General features: G+C 31.5%; 13 protein-coding genes and 1 pseudogene. 10 read left to right on the top strand and 4 right to left on the bottom strand.

The features are described from left to right. The first annotated feature begins 175 nt into the window (after positions 1-175). From Z054_RS0123970 to Z054_RS0123935, 8 genes are all read left to right on the top strand, one after another. Positions 176-730: an RNA polymerase sigma factor gene (locus tag Z054_RS0123970; protein WP_024772556.1), complete on the top strand. Its 555-nt coding sequence runs from the start codon at positions 176-178 to the stop codon at positions 728-730. Then, positions 723-2,207 (top strand): hypothetical protein, encoded by a 1,485-nt coding sequence (locus tag Z054_RS0123965; RefSeq protein ID WP_024772555.1) that lies wholly within the window; start codon positions 723-725, stop codon positions 2,205-2,207. Before Z054_RS0123970 ends, Z054_RS0123965 begins: the two co-directional genes overlap by 8 nt. A gap of 255 nt (positions 2,208-2,462) precedes the next feature. Then, positions 2,463-3,326, top strand: coding sequence for a sigma-70 family RNA polymerase sigma factor (locus Z054_RS0123960; protein WP_024772554.1), 864 nt, complete (start codon positions 2,463-2,465; stop codon positions 3,324-3,326). Positions 3,327-3,578: 252 nt separating this feature from the next. Further along, positions 3,579-3,986, top strand: a complete 408-nt coding sequence (locus Z054_RS29155; protein WP_051473886.1) for a BLUF domain-containing protein — start codon at positions 3,579-3,581, stop codon at positions 3,984-3,986. A gap of 265 nt (positions 3,987-4,251) precedes the next feature. Continuing rightward, the gene (gene rpe / locus Z054_RS0123950) at positions 4,252-4,914 is read left to right on the top strand and encodes a ribulose-phosphate 3-epimerase (RefSeq protein WP_024772552.1); all 663 of its coding nucleotides are present in this window, start codon (positions 4,252-4,254) and stop codon (positions 4,912-4,914) included. Positions 4,915-4,924: 10 nt separating this feature from the next. Beyond that, positions 4,925-6,055: a helix-turn-helix domain-containing protein gene (locus Z054_RS0123945; protein WP_024772551.1), complete on the top strand. Its 1,131-nt coding sequence runs from the start codon at positions 4,925-4,927 to the stop codon at positions 6,053-6,055. Positions 6,056-6,149: 94 nt separating this feature from the next. After that, on the top strand, positions 6,150-7,919 hold the full coding sequence (locus Z054_RS0123940; RefSeq protein WP_024772550.1) for an FG-GAP-like repeat-containing protein: 1,770 nt from the start codon (positions 6,150-6,152) through the stop codon (positions 7,917-7,919). Between the two features lie 150 nt (positions 7,920-8,069). Beyond that, positions 8,070-9,032, top strand: a complete 963-nt coding sequence (locus tag Z054_RS0123935) for a YpdA family putative bacillithiol disulfide reductase (protein WP_024772549.1) — start codon at positions 8,070-8,072, stop codon at positions 9,030-9,032. A gap of 51 nt (positions 9,033-9,083) precedes the next feature. On the opposite strand, the pseudogene Z054_RS29150 reads toward Z054_RS0123935, so the two are convergent. The 3 genes and pseudogenes from Z054_RS29150 to Z054_RS0123920 form a co-directional block, all read right to left on the bottom strand. After that, positions 9,084-9,785 (bottom strand): annotated as a pseudogene (locus tag Z054_RS29150) (Bax inhibitor-1/YccA family protein). A 68-nt stretch (positions 9,786-9,853) separates the two neighbouring features. After that, on the bottom strand, positions 9,854-10,720 hold the full coding sequence (locus tag Z054_RS0123925) for a zinc-dependent peptidase (protein ID WP_024772548.1): 867 nt from the start codon (positions 10,718-10,720) through the stop codon (positions 9,854-9,856). 573 nt (positions 10,721-11,293) lie between these two features. After that, positions 11,294-12,238, bottom strand: coding sequence for a tryptophan 2,3-dioxygenase family protein (locus Z054_RS0123920; RefSeq protein WP_024772547.1), 945 nt, complete (start codon positions 12,236-12,238; stop codon positions 11,294-11,296). Positions 12,239-12,867: 629 nt separating this feature from the next. Between Z054_RS0123920 and Z054_RS0123915 the strand changes: the two genes are divergently transcribed. Together Z054_RS0123915 and Z054_RS0123910 are read left to right on the top strand one after the other, a co-directional pair. Continuing rightward, positions 12,868-15,171: a hypothetical protein gene (locus Z054_RS0123915; protein WP_152538665.1), complete on the top strand. Its 2,304-nt coding sequence runs from the start codon at positions 12,868-12,870 to the stop codon at positions 15,169-15,171. 3 nt (positions 15,172-15,174) lie between these two features. Further along, complete coding sequence (locus Z054_RS0123910; protein WP_024772545.1) at positions 15,175-15,453, top strand: DUF1360 domain-containing protein; 279 nt, start codon at positions 15,175-15,177, stop codon at positions 15,451-15,453. 450 nt (positions 15,454-15,903) lie between these two features. Here Z054_RS0123910 and Z054_RS0123905 read toward each other — a convergent pair whose 3' ends face one another. Continuing rightward, positions 15,904-16,527: a class I SAM-dependent methyltransferase gene (locus Z054_RS0123905; RefSeq protein ID WP_024772544.1), complete on the bottom strand. Its 624-nt coding sequence runs from the start codon at positions 16,525-16,527 to the stop codon at positions 15,904-15,906. Positions 16,528-16,674 lie beyond the last annotated feature (147 nt).

Genomic DNA, 16,674 nt, shown 5'->3' with positions numbered 1-16,674 from the left:
TTAAATCTTTTACGCAACCATTTAAAACAATTCAGTCTAAAAAGTAAACTAGTGATAATTTATGTGGTATTTTAAGTACCACATAGTGAAAATTAAAGGTGAAAATTGAGTTCTTTTTTGTTTATTAAAAATATTTCAGATTTCGATAAATAGTCTTTGCTAAGCTTAAAACCAATTGGACACAAGAAAGCTAATTAAGAAGTGCCAAAAAAACAACAGGAAAGCACAAAGTGAATTGTTTCACCTTTATAGGGATATACTATTTGCTTTGAGTCTTAAGTATTGCAAAAATTATGATGAAGCAGAAGATAATTTACAAGACTCCTTTATTACAATTTTTAAAAAGATAAATCAATATAATTTTAAAGGTTCTTTTGAAGGTTGGATGAAAAGGATAACGATTAATAAAGCTATCGATAAATATAAAAAAACATCTTTTACTGATATAAATATCAATGAAGAGAATATCGCAGATACCAAAATTGATCCTGAAACATTAAACCTTTCATTAGATGAATTACTAAAACACATACAGGAATTACCCGACAGATATAGATTGGTTTTTAACTTATATGAACTAGATGAGTATTCTCATAAAGAAATAGCCAAAATGTTACATATTTCTGAAGGGACCTCAAAATCAAACCTACATAGAGCAAAAGTTATACTAAAAACCAAAATAACATCTAGTAACAATTATTTAAAAAAAATTGCAATAAGTAATGGCTGACCCAAAAGACATAGGAAAAGCTTTTAAAGAAAAACTTAAAGGCTTTAATCAATCACCTAGTAATTTATCCTGGGAAGATATCGAACCTAAATTACCCAAAAAAGAAGATAACACGCTTTTTTATTGGGCAAAAGTAGTAGGTGTACTTATATTTCTTTTGTTATTAATACTTTTTGCTGCTAATACATATAACTATAATAGTATCACAGAAAACCCAATTAATACTAAAACAAAAAGACCAGTAGCTCCAGAAAATTGCGAAGAAATAGATCTAGAAAACAACAAACTACAAATATCAGGCAATGAAGATATAACAACAGTATCTATGTCACCCAAATCAAAACCTGATATCAATGATCTATATACAAATAAGGTAGAAAACAATTGGTCTTTACTATATAGTGAAACTAATAATGGTATTGGTTTATCATCAAATAAAAATGTTTCGAATTCTAGTCTTTTAATAACAACAAATAAAATGCCGCTTCCTACTCACAAAACTAATCAACAGGCATCCAGCGCAAAAAAAGGAACCAATAGAGGTATCGAAGAAATAAAAAATAAACTAAACACTTCTATTTCTAGTACAAAAACGAACCCTATAAATGAAGGAACCTCAATATCTTCAACCGTAACTACAAGCAAAACAAAAAATAAAGCAGATCAAGTTTTAAATCACAATCGCAACAGAGCATCTAAAAATGAAAAGCATAAAGAACGTAAAGATGATTCTCTAAAAACTTTAATAACACCCAAAAAGAATACCACTATCACTAACCGTAAGAATAAGGATACATTAGTATATATGAATCCTATAAAGAAAAAACCATTTCAAAAATTTAGCATAGGAGCGCAGGTCATCCCAACATATACTATCGCCCCTAATGGGTCTTTGATAAGCAACCATCTGGCAAAAAACACAAATCGTGGTAGAATAAGTTTGAGCTATGGTGTTCTCTTTAAATCATATTATACAGACAAAATAGCGCTAAGGGTTGGATATAACCGACTAAAGTTAAGCAACAAAATAAAAAACATCCAAACTGATCAACTACCCATTATACTTAATGATTTAGGAATAATTTTACCCGTTAATGATATTATAGGAAATTCTGAAAAAGTAGATGTAATACAAAAGACAATTTACAACGAAATTTCATTTGGGTTACAATATCAAATCTTAGATAATCAGATTAGCACTTCACTAATAGGAGAATTAAGTTTTCTGTTTCTAGATGAAAATAATATTGCCATAAATACTGCATCTAACAATTTTAAGTTAGGAAGCAATACTAATATTTTGAAAACAAATTTCAGCATTAACATTGGAACAAATCTTCAATATAAGCTATCAAAAAAAATGTTTTTAAATGTTGAGCCCTTACTTAAGTATCAATTAAAAAATGCCAGCCAAAATTCTGAAAGTTATCGACCTTTGTACTTTACAATTCAAACAGGAGTTTCTTATGAGTTCTAAATAATGTTTCTACAGCATTGTTTTCTACATTCTTTATAAAATTCATTATTTTTTAAATCTTTTTTCAAAAAAAAATATTTTTATAAAAAATAACCAAACTCCCTTATATCCGCACTTGGTAAGGTACAACAAGCTATTCAAAAGATTGTTTTCTATAAAAAAAACAATCTTTTTGTAACATTTCTATAGCATATTACGTATAATAAGTAAAAGGCCCTAAATATTCACAAAATTAAATTTCAAGGAGAACTATAGATGAGACAACTTAAAATTACGAAGCAGGTAACGAATCGTGAGACTGCATCGCTAGATAAGTATTTGCAAGAAATAGGAAAAGTAGACCTTATTACTGCAGATGAAGAGGTGGAATTAGCTCAGCGTATAAAAGCTGGTGATGAGAGAGCTCTTGAAAAACTAACAAAGGCTAACCTTAGATTCGTAGTATCGGTTGCAAAACAATATCAAAATCAAGGTCTTACTCTTCCGGATTTAATTAACGAAGGTAACCTTGGACTAATTAAAGCTGCAAAACGTTTCGATGAAACTCGTGGATTTAAATTTATATCCTATGCCGTATGGTGGATTCGTCAATCTATTCTACAAGCTTTAGCAGAACAATCTCGTATTGTTCGTCTACCATTAAATAAAATTGGTTCGATCAATAAGATCAATAAAACATATGCATTCTTAGAGCAATCACATGAGCGCCCACCAAGTGCCGAAGAAATTGCAAAAGAATTAGACATGACCATCAATGATGTTAAAGAATCAATGAAGAACTCTGGGCGTCATGTAAGTATGGATGCTCCACTTGTTGAAGGAGAAGATTCTAATCTTTATGATGTATTAAACTCTGGAGAGTCACCAAACCCTGATAGAACACTATTGCATGAGTCTCTTCGTACAGAAATAGAACGTGCTCTAGAAACGCTTACTCCTAGAGAAGCAGATGTAATACGATTATATTTTGGTCTTGGAGATCAACATCCAATGACTCTTGAAGAAATTGGAGAAACTTTTGATCTTACACGTGAACGTGTGCGTCAAATCAAAGAAAAAGCAATTCGAAGATTAAAACATACATCTAGAAGTAAAATATTAAAGACTTATTTAGGATAAATTCCTAAATTGCGGTTACAAACAGTTTTATAACATAACTGTTCGTTTTTTGATTGATGAATGACCTCCGGCTGATTACCGGAGGTTTTTTCTTACGGTAATCCGTAAAAATCTTACGGTAACCCGTAAAAAATTCATTTTTAGATCTAAAAATGAAGAATTTCCCTAACAGAACCCCCAATATTTTGGCAAAAGTATCTCAAAATTCGTATCTTTAAGTAGCTACCCCCCCTTCTTAATATATTGTTCATTATGAGATATATAATAAGCTATGTTAGCACGGTAAATCCAAACATATCAAATTCTGATATGACAGAGCTTATGGATTATATTAGACTTAACAATAATACAATTGGCCTTATGGGAATATTAATATATTCTGAAGGAAATTTTTTTCAAATTCTCGAAGGTGAAGAACAAGTCGTTAAAATGATGTTCGAAAAAATAAGAAAAGATTATCGACACCATAATATTATTAAGATGCTGGATAAAGAAATAATGGGTTCTTCTTTTTCAGAATCTCGTTCTTCTTTCACTGTAATATCTGATCATTACAATCAAAGTGAATTACATCAATTCTTAAAAAAAGAACAAGAAAATAACCCTGAGCATTATAAAAGTATTTCCTACCTAGCTCAAAAATTCATGAAATTTAATTAAGAGCATCATAGATTTTAAAAACAAAACACTCTCCAATATAAAACTTATACTATTTATCTTTTTAAATTTACTAGAACAGAAAAATCAGTTTTTTTTACTCTAATAAATAGAAAAAACTCGCCTTCGGTTCGACTGGCTATCAAGCATAGCGGGCTTACCATTTTTTCTTATTCTGAAACAAGGCCGAAAAAAGAGCATTTTATTATAGCAAATTCAAAGGATAAATAGTATTAAATAGTACTTTTGCGGGAAACAACACAGATTTATGGCTTTAAAACGTATAGCCCCTTCAGTATTAGCTGCAGATTTTGCTAATTTGCAACGCGATGTAGAAATGATTAACAAAAGTGAAGCAGACTGGTTTCATATAGATATTATGGACGGTGTTTTTGTTCCTAATATTTCTTTTGGAATGCCAGTTTTACGAGATATCGTAAAACATGCAACTAAAACAATTGATGTACACCTTATGATTGTTGATCCAGATCGATATATTAAAACTTTTGCTGATCTGGGAAGTAATATTCTTACTGTACATTATGAAGCTTGTACACATCTTCACAGAACATTGCAAGCTATTAAAGCCGAAGGAATGAAAGCTGGCGTTGCTATAAACCCACATACCAATGTAAGCTTATTAGAAGATGTTATTAATGATATAGACTTGGTATGTATAATGAGTGTAAACCCTGGATTTGGCGGTCAATCATTTATAGAAAACACTTATAAAAAGGTGAAACAACTTCGTGAGATTATTGTAAAAAATAATGCAAGCACGTTAATTGAAATTGATGGAGGTGTAACCAATAAAAATGCTAAACAACTTATAGATGCCGGAGCAGATGTATTGGTTGCCGGAAGTTTCGTTTTTAAAAGTACTAACCCAAACCAAACCATTAAAGAATTGAAGGAGATTATAAACACTTAGTCAATAAAAAATGGAGCAGAACCCTATTCCGTCTTTTGATACCTGGACATCAATTTTCCTAATCGTAAGTTCACTAGGGTTCTTTTTAAGTATTATTCTAAGTATTCGTAAAACAGGAAGAATGAACAATCTTCCTGTTGTTTTACTTATTTTAGGATTTTCTTTTATTCTACTTCAATACGTGTTTTTCTGGACTAACTACGGGTCTGTATATCCTTACTTTTATTTTTTTGACTCTAGTTGGTATCTCGCGTTTGGACCTCTGCTGTATATTTATATTACAAGATTTTACAGTAAAAATTTCAAAATAAGATGGTATCACTTTGCCCCAGCGATACTATCATTTATTATTAATGGATATTTTCTTATTGTATCAGAAGGTTTTCAAAACCTTAAAGAATATAAAGATGATTTTCTATTTTATCTTTTTTGGTCACTTCGCTCTCCCTGGTTGGTAGCGTTATCGCTAATAATTTATGTAATCATAATAAAAGATTTCATCTCTTTTCATAAAAATGATAAAAAGTCTCAATATGAGATTATCAGAAAAAAATGGTCAACTTTCCTCATCAATTTATTCTTAGTCTTTATTATAGCCTATATAAGTTATTATGTATTGGTTAAATTCTCATTTTTCAACATTCATTGGGATTATGCAATTTCTTTTTCAATGTCTATAGCTATTTATGGTATTGGTTATATGGTATATAAAGAACCTTCTATCTTTAACGGAGAATTATTATCTAATCTATTTTTAAAAGGAGAAACTCATCAAGAGCTAACCGAATCCACTAAAGATGAGTTCTATGATACGCTATTATCATATATTAAAACAAACAAACCCTATTTAAACAATGATTTACGTTTGGTTCAATTAGCAGATAATATTGGTTTTTCTAGCCATATACTCTCAAAGCTTATAAACGAAAAATCTAAAAAGAATTTTAATCAGTTTATAAATGAATATAGATTAGAAGAAGCAAAAAAACTACTTCTAGAAAATTCTAAAGCTAGCATTAAAACAATTTATTTTGATGTTGGGTTTAATAACAAAGCTACTTTTAACACTGCCTTTAAAAATAAGTTCAATTGTACCCCATCTGAGTACAAAAGAAAAAAAATTGAAGTTCAGAATAATTAGATTCAAATTAAAAGGTAAAAAATTATAATTCTAAACCTATCCTCTTCTTGTTTTAGTGAACTTTAATCTTATAACTCTTAAAAATCTTGAGCTTATGAGAACTTTATTTTTATTCATTTTTTACAGTTTTACTAGTATCACTTTTGCACAAAAATTTACACTCATCAAAGACAGTATTAATCCTATAGTATCTGATTCAACTATTCGAGGGACCTATTTTGGTACAGGATGGACAGATATTGATAATGATAGTAATTTGGATTTATTCTATGCCGGGACTATATACAAAAATCTTGGAAACGGAAATTTTAAAATTGCAGAAGGTAGTACAACAATACCTGTTGCTACATCACTAAACAGCTGCAGCTGGGCAGACTATGAAAATGACGGAGATCTGGATTTAATTTATTCGCGATTTACTGCACCGTCTACCTTGCAAACCAGGATTTATGCTAATGATGGCACTGGCCAATTTACCGAAACGAATACAATTCTAAACACAATCAATTCGGCAACCTGGAGTGTACAATGGTGTGATTATAACAATGATAGCTATGTTGATTTTATTCTTACATTCGCCGACTTATTTCTTGGATCAAATCGATTTCCTAATCGTTTATACCGGGGAAATAGTGATGGCACATTTACCGAAGTAACAGAACCCTACGACTTTCTTACAGAAAAAGCAGCCTACACTGTATCTAATTGGACTGATTACGACGAAGATGGAGATACCGATTTATTTATTGCCAGTGGTCCTGCTGCCGGTCCAACAGGAATCAAACACGATTTTTTATTTAAAAATCTACAAGTCGAAACCGGAAGCGAAGGATTTATAAAATTAACCAATACCGACCTTTCATTTGCAGAAGATCCACAAGATGGACAATGTTATAATGCAATTGATTATGATAATGATGGTGATCTTGATATTTGCCTTACCAATTATTCTGGAATCAAAAACAAGTTTTATATTAATAATTCTGGTGCTTACCAAAGTACCAATACCCCATTTACCGCCAGTAACAATCAAAACTTATCCAATGCTTGGGGAGATTTTGATAATGATGGTGATTTAGACGTCATCATTACAGCTTCTAGTGCAATTGGTAGTGGGTATTTTATCAATAATGGAGATGGGACTTTTACAGAAAACAGTTCTAATCTTATTAATACAGCCACCTCTGGAAACTCTACCGGGGCAACTATCGGAGATTACGATAACGATGGTGATTTGGATTTCTTTGTTGTTGGTCAAGGTGTAAAGGGTCTTTTTAGAAATGATTTAGCAGTAAAAAATCATTTTGTAAATATAAAACTCATTGGCAACCCATCAAATAAAGCCGCACTAGGCGCCAGATTAGAATTGATCACCAAAATAAAAGGGAAATTGGTTACTCAAAAAAGAGAAATCTCTGCCTCAAATGCATTTATGGGACAAAATAGTTTGCGAGCTCATTTTGGACTTGGTAAAGCTCCAAAAATTGAGAAACTCATTGTGTATTGGCCTTCTGGAAATATAGATACTTTTTTAAAACTAAGAGTCAATAAATTTTACACTATAGAAGAAGGTAAAAAAAAACCAATTGACCCGCCTATTAAAAAGAGAAACGACGATACTTCTAAAGTAATCGTGTATCCAAATCCTTCTAAAAACATAGTAAAAGTCAAAATTGATAATTTAGACACAAATATTCCGGTTACGATTAAAATCGTAGATGCCACCGGGTTAAAAATTTCGGAAACTAATTTTAATATTAATCAGGAGATTATACTAAACACTGCTTCTTTATCTCCGGGAAATTATTTTTTGAATATTATACTAGGGAAAAAAACAGTTGTGAAAAAATTAATTATTAAATAGTAGTTAACTACTATTTAGAAAAGGTGAGGTTCATAACAGAACCTCATCTTTTTTTACATTAGAGATTACAAAAATCATTAGTTTTACAAGAGTAAGAATAAGGTATTACTCTAAAAGCTAGAATTAGAGCCTTGTCAATATGATTTTTTAATGAAACATATAGATTTGATAATTGTTGGCGGTGGACCTATTGGTATAGCTTGTGGTCTCGAAGCGAAGAAAAAAGGACTTGATTATTGTATTATCGAAAAGGGGCCTATCACTAATTCCTTATATAATTACCCTCTTAATATGCAGTTTTTCTCGTCTTCAGAAAAACTTGAAATTGATAATATCCCATTTATCAGTAATGAAGCTAAACCAAAGCGTAATGAAGCTCTTGAATATTACCGTAGGATTGTAACTTCTAACGATTTAAATATTAATCTGTTTGAAAAAGTTAATACAGTTCTCAAAAAACAAGATACTTTTTATATCAAAACCGATAAAGAGCAATATACTTCTTCTCATGTAATCATTGCTACCGGGTTTTATGATCTTCCAAATACTATGAATGTTCCTGGAGAAGATTTACCTAAAGTTTCCCATTACTATAAAGATCCTCATTTTTTTGCTAAACAAAAATTAGCTGTTATTGGTGCAAGTAATTCTGCAGTAGACGCAGCTTTAGAATGTTATAGAAAAGGTGCAGAAGTAACAATGTTGGTTCGCGGACCAGAAATTGGAAAACGTGTAAAATATTGGGTAAGACCAGATATTATAAATCGTATTGAAGAAGGTAGCATTAAAGTTTTCTACAATGTTACTATAAAAGAAATATTACCAAAAAAAATCGATATCCAAACACCACAAGGAGAATTTAGTATTCAAAATGATTTCGTATTGGCCCTAACTGGTTATAAACCAAATTTTGAATTTCTGCAAAAGATAGGAATCCAACTTTCTAACGATGCAAAATTATATCCTCAATATAACGAAGAAACAATGGAAACTAATATCAAAAATCTTTATTTGGCCGGAGTAATATGTGGTGGTATGGATACTCATATTTGGTTTATCGAGAACTCAAGAATTCATGCCAAAACAATATTAAAATCAATTACAGAAAAATAGCTACAAAAAAAGCCAGACTAAGTCTGGCTTTAATTTTATAGTAATTGTCGTTTAATCTCTAGAGAGAATACTTAATATGTACCAAAACAATAACATCAAAGAAGCAAATAACCCCAATGATGCTCCTACGTATTGGTCTTCAGAATATTTATGTACCATGTTAGAGGTTTGATATAGAATTGACCCAGAAGCCAGAATTACCATCCCTACACTAAACCAAAGGCCAAGATTAAATCCGAATAGTAAACCTGCTGCAATAAGTCCTATCGCAATAAAAAGTCCAATTGCCAGTATGGATTTCAAAAACGAAAAATCTTTTTTGGTAATTAAAACAACAGCCGAAAGCCCTGTAAATAATGATAGAGTCAAAATTGCTGCCTGATTAAGAATATTAGCGCCTCCGCTTTCTGCAATCATCATAGCAATCCCAATAAGTGGAATAAAGATAAAAGCTTCTGCCACTACAAATAATAACAATCCTAAATATTGTTGATTGATATTATGATTCTTAAATGCCATTTTCTCTGCATAATTTGTTGCCAGCATAAAACCGCCCAACATAACAAGCCATCTCCATCCTTATGTCATAGAAAATGCAAAATTTACAATAGGTTCTATTTGAAAAAATATCCATTCTACGATTACAAAAAGTAGAACAGCCATAGCAAGATGGGTATAGGTCTTTTTATAAAACGCAACCCTTTTTTCATCGGTAAGCGAACTAACAGGTAGTATTTGCTGAAATTCTTCCATATATGATATAATAAATTAAAATTATTGATGGCTATAAATATAATCGTTTCTTGAGAATGGTATCATAATTAATCCTCAAAATATCTAAAATTGAACATCTGTACTACATAATAATATATCTCAGGAAATTGTTTTTTTAACTCCTTTGGTGACTCCATAAAAACTTCAACCAGAACTGCAATAAATTCAAATTTATCGGTATATGCATAATCCCTCAATATCTTAGAATCTACTATCTTTTTCCTTATTTCTTCAGCACCAAGATGCTTTTCTAATAATAAAAAAGTGTCATAAAAAATTTCACAGCTAATATTGTTGTTTTTTATAGAGTTATGATGAATCGCATGTGTTATTTCGTGGACACCCAAACTTTTTCCTTTATCCATGTGCAAATTTCCTTTCTGAAAATCTTTCCAGGATAAAGCCAATGCTCTAGATATAGGATTAAACTCTCCTATGTTTTCTGTTTTATTTAAAATTGAATAGAATGATGTTGGATATAAAACTATGGTTTCTAAATATTCTAACAGATAGTGACGCATCCCAAAGGTAAGCTGTGTAACCATGATGGTTACTTGCATACGCATAAAATCATCAATAGCTAATCCTTCTCTTCCTACAAAACGAGTATCTTCAAGAAACCTGACTGTTCTATGTGCAAAATATCGCTTTCTTCTTTTATCAAGAGTAGTATAAAAATCATTCTCATCCAGAAATGCCTGTAAATGAGATGGTAATTTCTTCGGAGTAAGGTAAAAATGAATAAAATAAGGTCTTTTCTTATACTTTACATAAATTGATTCTAAATATCGCAAAACATAATATATACATATCGAAACAATTCCAACAGTAACAAATACTCCAAGTATGTTTTGGAGTAATGTATTAGAAGTTTCTTCTTCAAACAATACTAAAGATGCTATATAAAGATTCAAAAAAAGATAATGTAGGTTAAGGTTACTAAAAATAACGTTTTAGAAGCAGAAATGGTATTAAAATAACAATTTAACATTAATCAATGCTATTTTACACACTACCAACATCTTATATTTCAACCTTATGATATAGGCTCATACATTAAACACAGCAAACATCTATAAACTTATTCTTATCAGAAATTTAACTATTCTGTATGGATTTGGGAATGAAATTTGATACTCATTGGCAGTTGGTGTTTATTTTTAAAGCCACCATACCTAACACTACTAAAATTACAGCCAATAATGTTTTCATTTAAGAGGAATCCCCCAGACTCATTAAGGAACTTAGATCAACTATATAAAAATGTTATCTCAAAACTCCCTATTTCTAATCGAATTAAATATTGTGAATCTCTAATGTATCGTACTAAAGAAGATATATCAAATTCTAATTGTAGATTCACAAAAAGAAAATTAAAAAAGCTCTTAAAAGTTACCGAAATGGAGCTACAGGAACTTAATACCAATTAAGTTCCTGTTATAAGTTACCAGACATTATATCAATAACTATACATAGTTAAAATGAAGTTATGAAATCTTCTCATATCCTTCTAGATTGGTGATTCCCCAATTCTCAAGCTCTTCTTTGTTCCATAATTCTGGAAAAAATATGCGCTTTTGATATTTTGGATGCATGTATTTATGCCAATCACTACCTCCGGTTGCTTCCACATTTACTTTTCCGTGATCCAAATATTTTGCTGCTGCATCATAATGGTGCATTACCCAATTAATGTTTACTGTGTGATCATAGTGACGCATAGCATTAATTAACTCAGTATTTTTCTGATATTCTTCGGGAAGTTCTTTAAACTTTGTCCATAAATTAACTGTATTATATTCTTTCATCCATTCGATCAATTCCTTTTTATACTTTGTTTCAAAATTGATCATCAATTTACTCTTCTCACCTGTTTTATGATCTGTACCGGCCGCTTGCCAATACATATTATCAAAGGCATACTCATATGGAGTGTTTCTATCAATTGTTTTTCTATATCTAAAATCGATTAAATTAATTAATTCTGTAGAAGCAATCTCTATTTTACGATATTGTCCAGATTGAAATCCACTTGCAGGGGTTAAAGTATCTCTAAACTTCATATACTGATCAATCTCCATTCCCTCCCCCATGATATCAAATGAATTTGAAAGCATATCAAAATATCTACTCACACGCATAAGATGCATTTCAAATTTTTTAGGCTCTATATTTTCAGTATGAGAAATTTGACTCATTTCCCAAAGAATCATTTTAAACAATAATTCATTAATTTGATGATACATAATAAACACCATCTCATCAGGCAATTGTGTTCGTTGGGTTTGTAGCCCTAATAAGGCATCTACCTGAATAAAATCCCAATATTTCATGGGTTCGGCATGCAATAAACCAGACAGGTGTACATCTGGATCTTGCCCCATTGCATTATATTTTTTATCTATAGCTTCTAATAATTCTTTTCTAGTCATAATGTTTATCTGTATAATACGGATTTAAATATACTCTCTATATAATTCTGCTTTTACCATGCTTTACAAAATTATTCGAAGAAGGATAATCATACCAAATGAGTATTGTTATGAAAAAATTCAAACTCAAATAGCAGGTAATAAATTAGTAATCAAATTGAAATTATTATGAAAAAGGAGATTTTATATTAATGTAATTTGCAACACTAAGTAATAGATGGGTAGACCGATTGGAAATAGAATTTTTAGCCTTGTTCATTTTATAGATTTTTTTATGAATCCATCATTTTCTTTCTAAAACAGGAATCAGGAAACTATACTTACCGTATTGATAACAATAATTATTTCCCAAGAAACAATCAAAGGTAATAAAGTGATCAATAAATCTATATAAAGTTGCTAATAAATATTAATGATATTTTTTATGAGATACTGTACTTTTAATATATCGACAAAAACCTGAATATATAATTCTCACCGTTTTACCACTCAATAAATTCGGGGTATACACACTTAAAAAACACAATCTAAACACCTTTAATTAAGGGTTTTACACACCTTGACAACCATTTCTTTGTATTCTATTTTTATAATCTTCATTAATTCATATTAATTTAAAAAAGTATATTATGATTATTTCAATGCAAGGGGATTGGAATGTAAAGGTAAAAGCAAAATCTGCTTCTTATCCCCAAAGATTTGTCGTCATCGGAGCGGATACCGGAAACGGAGTTCACTCAGGAACCGTAGGGACTACTGTTAATGTTACAGGTGATCAATGGGCAATTGCCATACAAAACGATCCGGGAGGAGGGTATCAACAATCTGATACCAAAATTAAATTTCCAAAAACTATCGGAGGCAATCACTCTTTCGAAATTCTATCTAATGATGCCGGAGGTGATTCTGATTTTAACGACCTGGTACTCGAATGTTCTACACCAGTAAACATTAATGATTTTCTTATTTATGGTCATGTTTCTATGTATAGTGGAAGATGTCTATTTAACCCATGTTGGAGAGGGCCTTTTGTAATTGACACCTATGTTGGTTTACTCGAAGCACTAAAGAATAATAAAATCAAAAAGTATATAGAAAAAATATACCCAGAGAGAATCCCAGAAGATATAGGTCCATTTCCACCAGACCCTGCTCCTTTTAAACCCATAGTAATCGACTTAAAAGGAGAGGCTACTACCCCAAAAACCGAATTACTGTATCAAAAGTTAGAGAATCCTGATTTGCTGTCTAAGAAAAAAGCTGAAGAAAAAGCTTCAGAATTTGCTGCTACAAACTACAAGCTTATCAACACTAGAAAACGAGAAGTTTCCTTGGTTGATAGATCAAGAGTACAGGATCTAAAATTGGTAAAAGCCATTGAGGGATTATATTTTAGATGTAATACAGAACCCGCAAATAATATCACATTAACTTTTGAGGAATATGATCGTACAGCTGCGGAGCTTGCAGGAGATGCGTATACAGGAGAAGGGAACAGAAGATTGTTGGGAGACACTATTACCGATATGAATGGAAACTATATTTTCAGGTTCTCATTCGATATGAGTTTCCCTGGGATCGAAGATTCTAGTGATCAGGCTCCAGGTGAAAACATTAATGTAGTTGCGTATCCAGATGTAATAGTAAAAGTTACCAGCCTTGCTCCTAATAATGTTTTATATGAAAGTGCTCCTTATTATAATATTCCAAACAAAAAAAGAATAAACCTTTGTTTGCCAAAATCACAAATACAACCTTCGTCTGCATGTTTTAACGGAAACTTGATTGGCAGCTTAGGAAATGTTTTCATTGGAGGGAATCAAAACACAACAGCTTCTTTTTTTCCCTCTCAATTACACCGTAATGGTTTTAATAATGATTTAGAACCAAGTGGTAAAATTTCGGTAAACAGTAGTCTGGCAGGTTTCAAAATAGATTGTGCTGCCTGGGGAGGTACTATAGATATGACTGGTTGCATGTATGATGTGAGTAAGACAGCCACACAAAATAAAATTAAATGGTATACCATTCGTATAAAACGTTCAGGAACCATTCCTTGGGTATTTGTTAGTCAAAATTACAAGCACCCTCGTTATTCTAAACGTAATTTACCTAATTATAACGGTGATGATGTGGGTCCATTTTATAATCAACTCCTAAAAGTTGATGGTGGTCCTGCCGTGAGTGTACCCGCCTACAAGAATATTCAGAGAGAAATGAATGTTGATCATATTGACTGGGTGCCAGATAAAATTGGTCGCTACATGCAGCTTAGAACCAGTATTTATGATAAGGTACAAGGTGAAACCAAACCAGGAACATTCTATGTACGTGTAGATGGTTATGACAGTAATGGTAATCCAGTAGCCAATGCCACAGATATGGTTGCCTTGTATATTCATAACAAACCATTGAATTTTAATTTATCTGCTCTAACCTTTGCTGATTCCTCAATTGTAAATGCAGGTTGCGGATTATATCGTTTAGAAGATTATGAACTTAATACCGAGATCAATTTCAATTTTAGAGCAAATGATCCATATGGATTTGTTGATTCTTATGCCTTAACGATGAGCAGATGTCCTGGTCCGATGATTGGGTTAAGAGTTAATGAGCCTAACCCTCCATTATCTGATACGGTTTCTGGGGATACTATATTTTCTTCTGGAAATGCTTCTGGAAACGAGCCTCATGCCTGTGCTGGATATAGCGGAACTCTTCAGGAATTTTCAGATGCAGGACTAATAAATGTGGGTATACAACCAGCACTGACAGAAGGAGGATGGATAAAGGCTGATGAATATTTTACTCGTCTTTCTTTTCACCTTACCGCTCGTAAGCGAGTTACTAATGGGTATAATAGTGGGTTAAGCAGTTTATACCAAGCTCACAGAGGTATTTTGATGGAGCGTATAAATCTACCAACTCCATAGCCAATGGATTGGTTCATATTTATTCTAAAGGGGCTTTGTATCTGGAGAATTACACATTTGTGTAGTGCCGAAGACGGCCCCTTTGATATGATAATTACGATCAGAAAATGGTTAGGGCAAGGATTCTTCGGATCCTTATTAGATTGTTTTTATTGCCTTAGTATTTGGGTAAGCTTACCCTTTGCAATTTGGAAAGGAGAAAGCTGGAGTCAAATACTCTTGCTTTGGTTTGCATTATCTGGACTTGCTTGCTTGTTAGAACAAGCTACGTCAAAACAATAATTAAAAAAAGAAATCTATGTCATGTTGTTCACAAAAACGTTTGGAACTAACCAGAGAACTCAGTTCCAAAAAAGAGTCAAAAGAAAAATCTTCCTCACCTATTTTGAAGAACGTAAATACAAAGTTTAAATACACAGGAAATACTGCATGATTTTATAGAGGTGTATCAACTCATATTCGATATCATTTTAAATATCATGGGCATATTATCATTATTGATCCCAGAGATACATCTGCAGCCATGGCAGAGCCTTTTTTAGAAAACATTGTTTAGAGATTTAGCTTATATCACCATCGATACCTAAATTAATTATTTTTATAAAATTCTTTTAAAATTTATCTTTCTTTTCTGAAAATGAATTTTCTGGTAACCGTAGCCATCTTATTGATAAAAACTGTTACTATCCAGAAACAATTAAAGCTTTAACAATATATAGTTAATCATAAGTATTAATGGTTTTTACTCAATTTTCTTGCTACAAATCTAATTACGGCACCCTTTCCTATGTGAAATTTACCTTCATCCAAAAGAACTTCTTCTTCCTCTAATAGTACTATTTCATAATTTTTAAAGTCAGCTATTATTTCTTCTTTAGAGTACAGCATGTCAATATCCTTAGGACCTCCAACTTTAGGATTATGATTTCTAAAATGTATATGGTTTTTGCTAAAAGCTTCTAAAATAATGATGCCACCTTCTTTGAGATAGTCATTTAATTTCTTGTGAAATACTGATTTCTTTTCGGCAGAAAAATGAGCATACACAAGTCCAATAGCATCGAATGTTTCTCTTTTAAACTTGAGTTGTTCTAAATCTCCAACAATATACTCAAGAATAACACTGTTCTCTTTTGCAAGTTGTACTGCTTTTGACTGCCCTTCTATACTTAGGTCAAACGAAGTCACTTCCCACCCTAGTTGCGCCGCAAATACTCCATTACGTCCTTCTCCGTCTGCTGGCATCAATATAGATCCCGGTTCAAATTTTGAAAGCCATTCTTTAAAAAACATATTTGGCTCTTTGCCATAAGCAAATTCTTGACCTTTATACCTTTTATCCCATTTCTGATTCATATCGATTCGGTTTACATTTTACTAATCAATTGTAATTGATTATTTATCTACAAAAATAGTTCTCGCCGCAATCTATAGAATAGGATAAAATTATAATTTAACAGTACTTACATAAAGTTATATCTAAGATGAATAACCTGATATGCT

Source organism: Aquimarina macrocephali JAMB N27 (genome assembly GCF_000520995.1).
Taxonomy (GTDB): Bacteria; Bacteroidota; Bacteroidia; order Flavobacteriales; family Flavobacteriaceae; genus Aquimarina; species Aquimarina macrocephali.
The sequence above is the reverse complement of the archived record's forward strand: the minus strand, read 5'-3'. Positions and strand labels throughout refer to the sequence as shown.

What these genes read in the sequence shown, in the direction of transcription:
- Z054_RS0123965 (WP_024772555.1), top strand. Translation starts at nt 723, where the DNA reads ATGGCTGACCCAAAAGACATAGGAAAAGCTTTTAAAGAAAAACTTAAA.
- Z054_RS0123960 (WP_024772554.1), top strand. Translation starts at nt 2,463, where the DNA reads ATGAGACAACTTAAAATTACGAAGCAGGTAACGAATCGTGAGACTGCA.
- Z054_RS29155 (WP_051473886.1), top strand. Translation starts at nt 3,579, where the DNA reads ATGAGATATATAATAAGCTATGTTAGCACGGTAAATCCAAACATATCA.
- rpe (WP_024772552.1), top strand. Translation starts at nt 4,252, where the DNA reads ATGGCTTTAAAACGTATAGCCCCTTCAGTATTAGCTGCAGATTTTGCT.
- Z054_RS0123945 (WP_024772551.1), top strand. Translation starts at nt 4,925, where the DNA reads ATGGAGCAGAACCCTATTCCGTCTTTTGATACCTGGACATCAATTTTC.
- Z054_RS0123940 (WP_024772550.1), top strand. Translation starts at nt 6,150, where the DNA reads ATGAGAACTTTATTTTTATTCATTTTTTACAGTTTTACTAGTATCACT.
- Z054_RS0123935 (WP_024772549.1), top strand. Translation starts at nt 8,070, where the DNA reads ATGAAACATATAGATTTGATAATTGTTGGCGGTGGACCTATTGGTATA.
- Z054_RS0123920 (WP_024772547.1), bottom strand. Translation starts at nt 12,238, where the DNA reads ATGACTAGAAAAGAATTATTAGAAGCTATAGATAAAAAATATAATGCA.
- Z054_RS0123915 (WP_152538665.1), top strand. Translation starts at nt 12,868, where the DNA reads ATGATTATTTCAATGCAAGGGGATTGGAATGTAAAGGTAAAAGCAAAA.
- Z054_RS0123910 (WP_024772545.1), top strand. Translation starts at nt 15,175, where the DNA reads ATGGATTGGTTCATATTTATTCTAAAGGGGCTTTGTATCTGGAGAATT.
- Z054_RS0123905 (WP_024772544.1), bottom strand. Translation starts at nt 16,527, where the DNA reads ATGAATCAGAAATGGGATAAAAGGTATAAAGGTCAAGAATTTGCTTAT.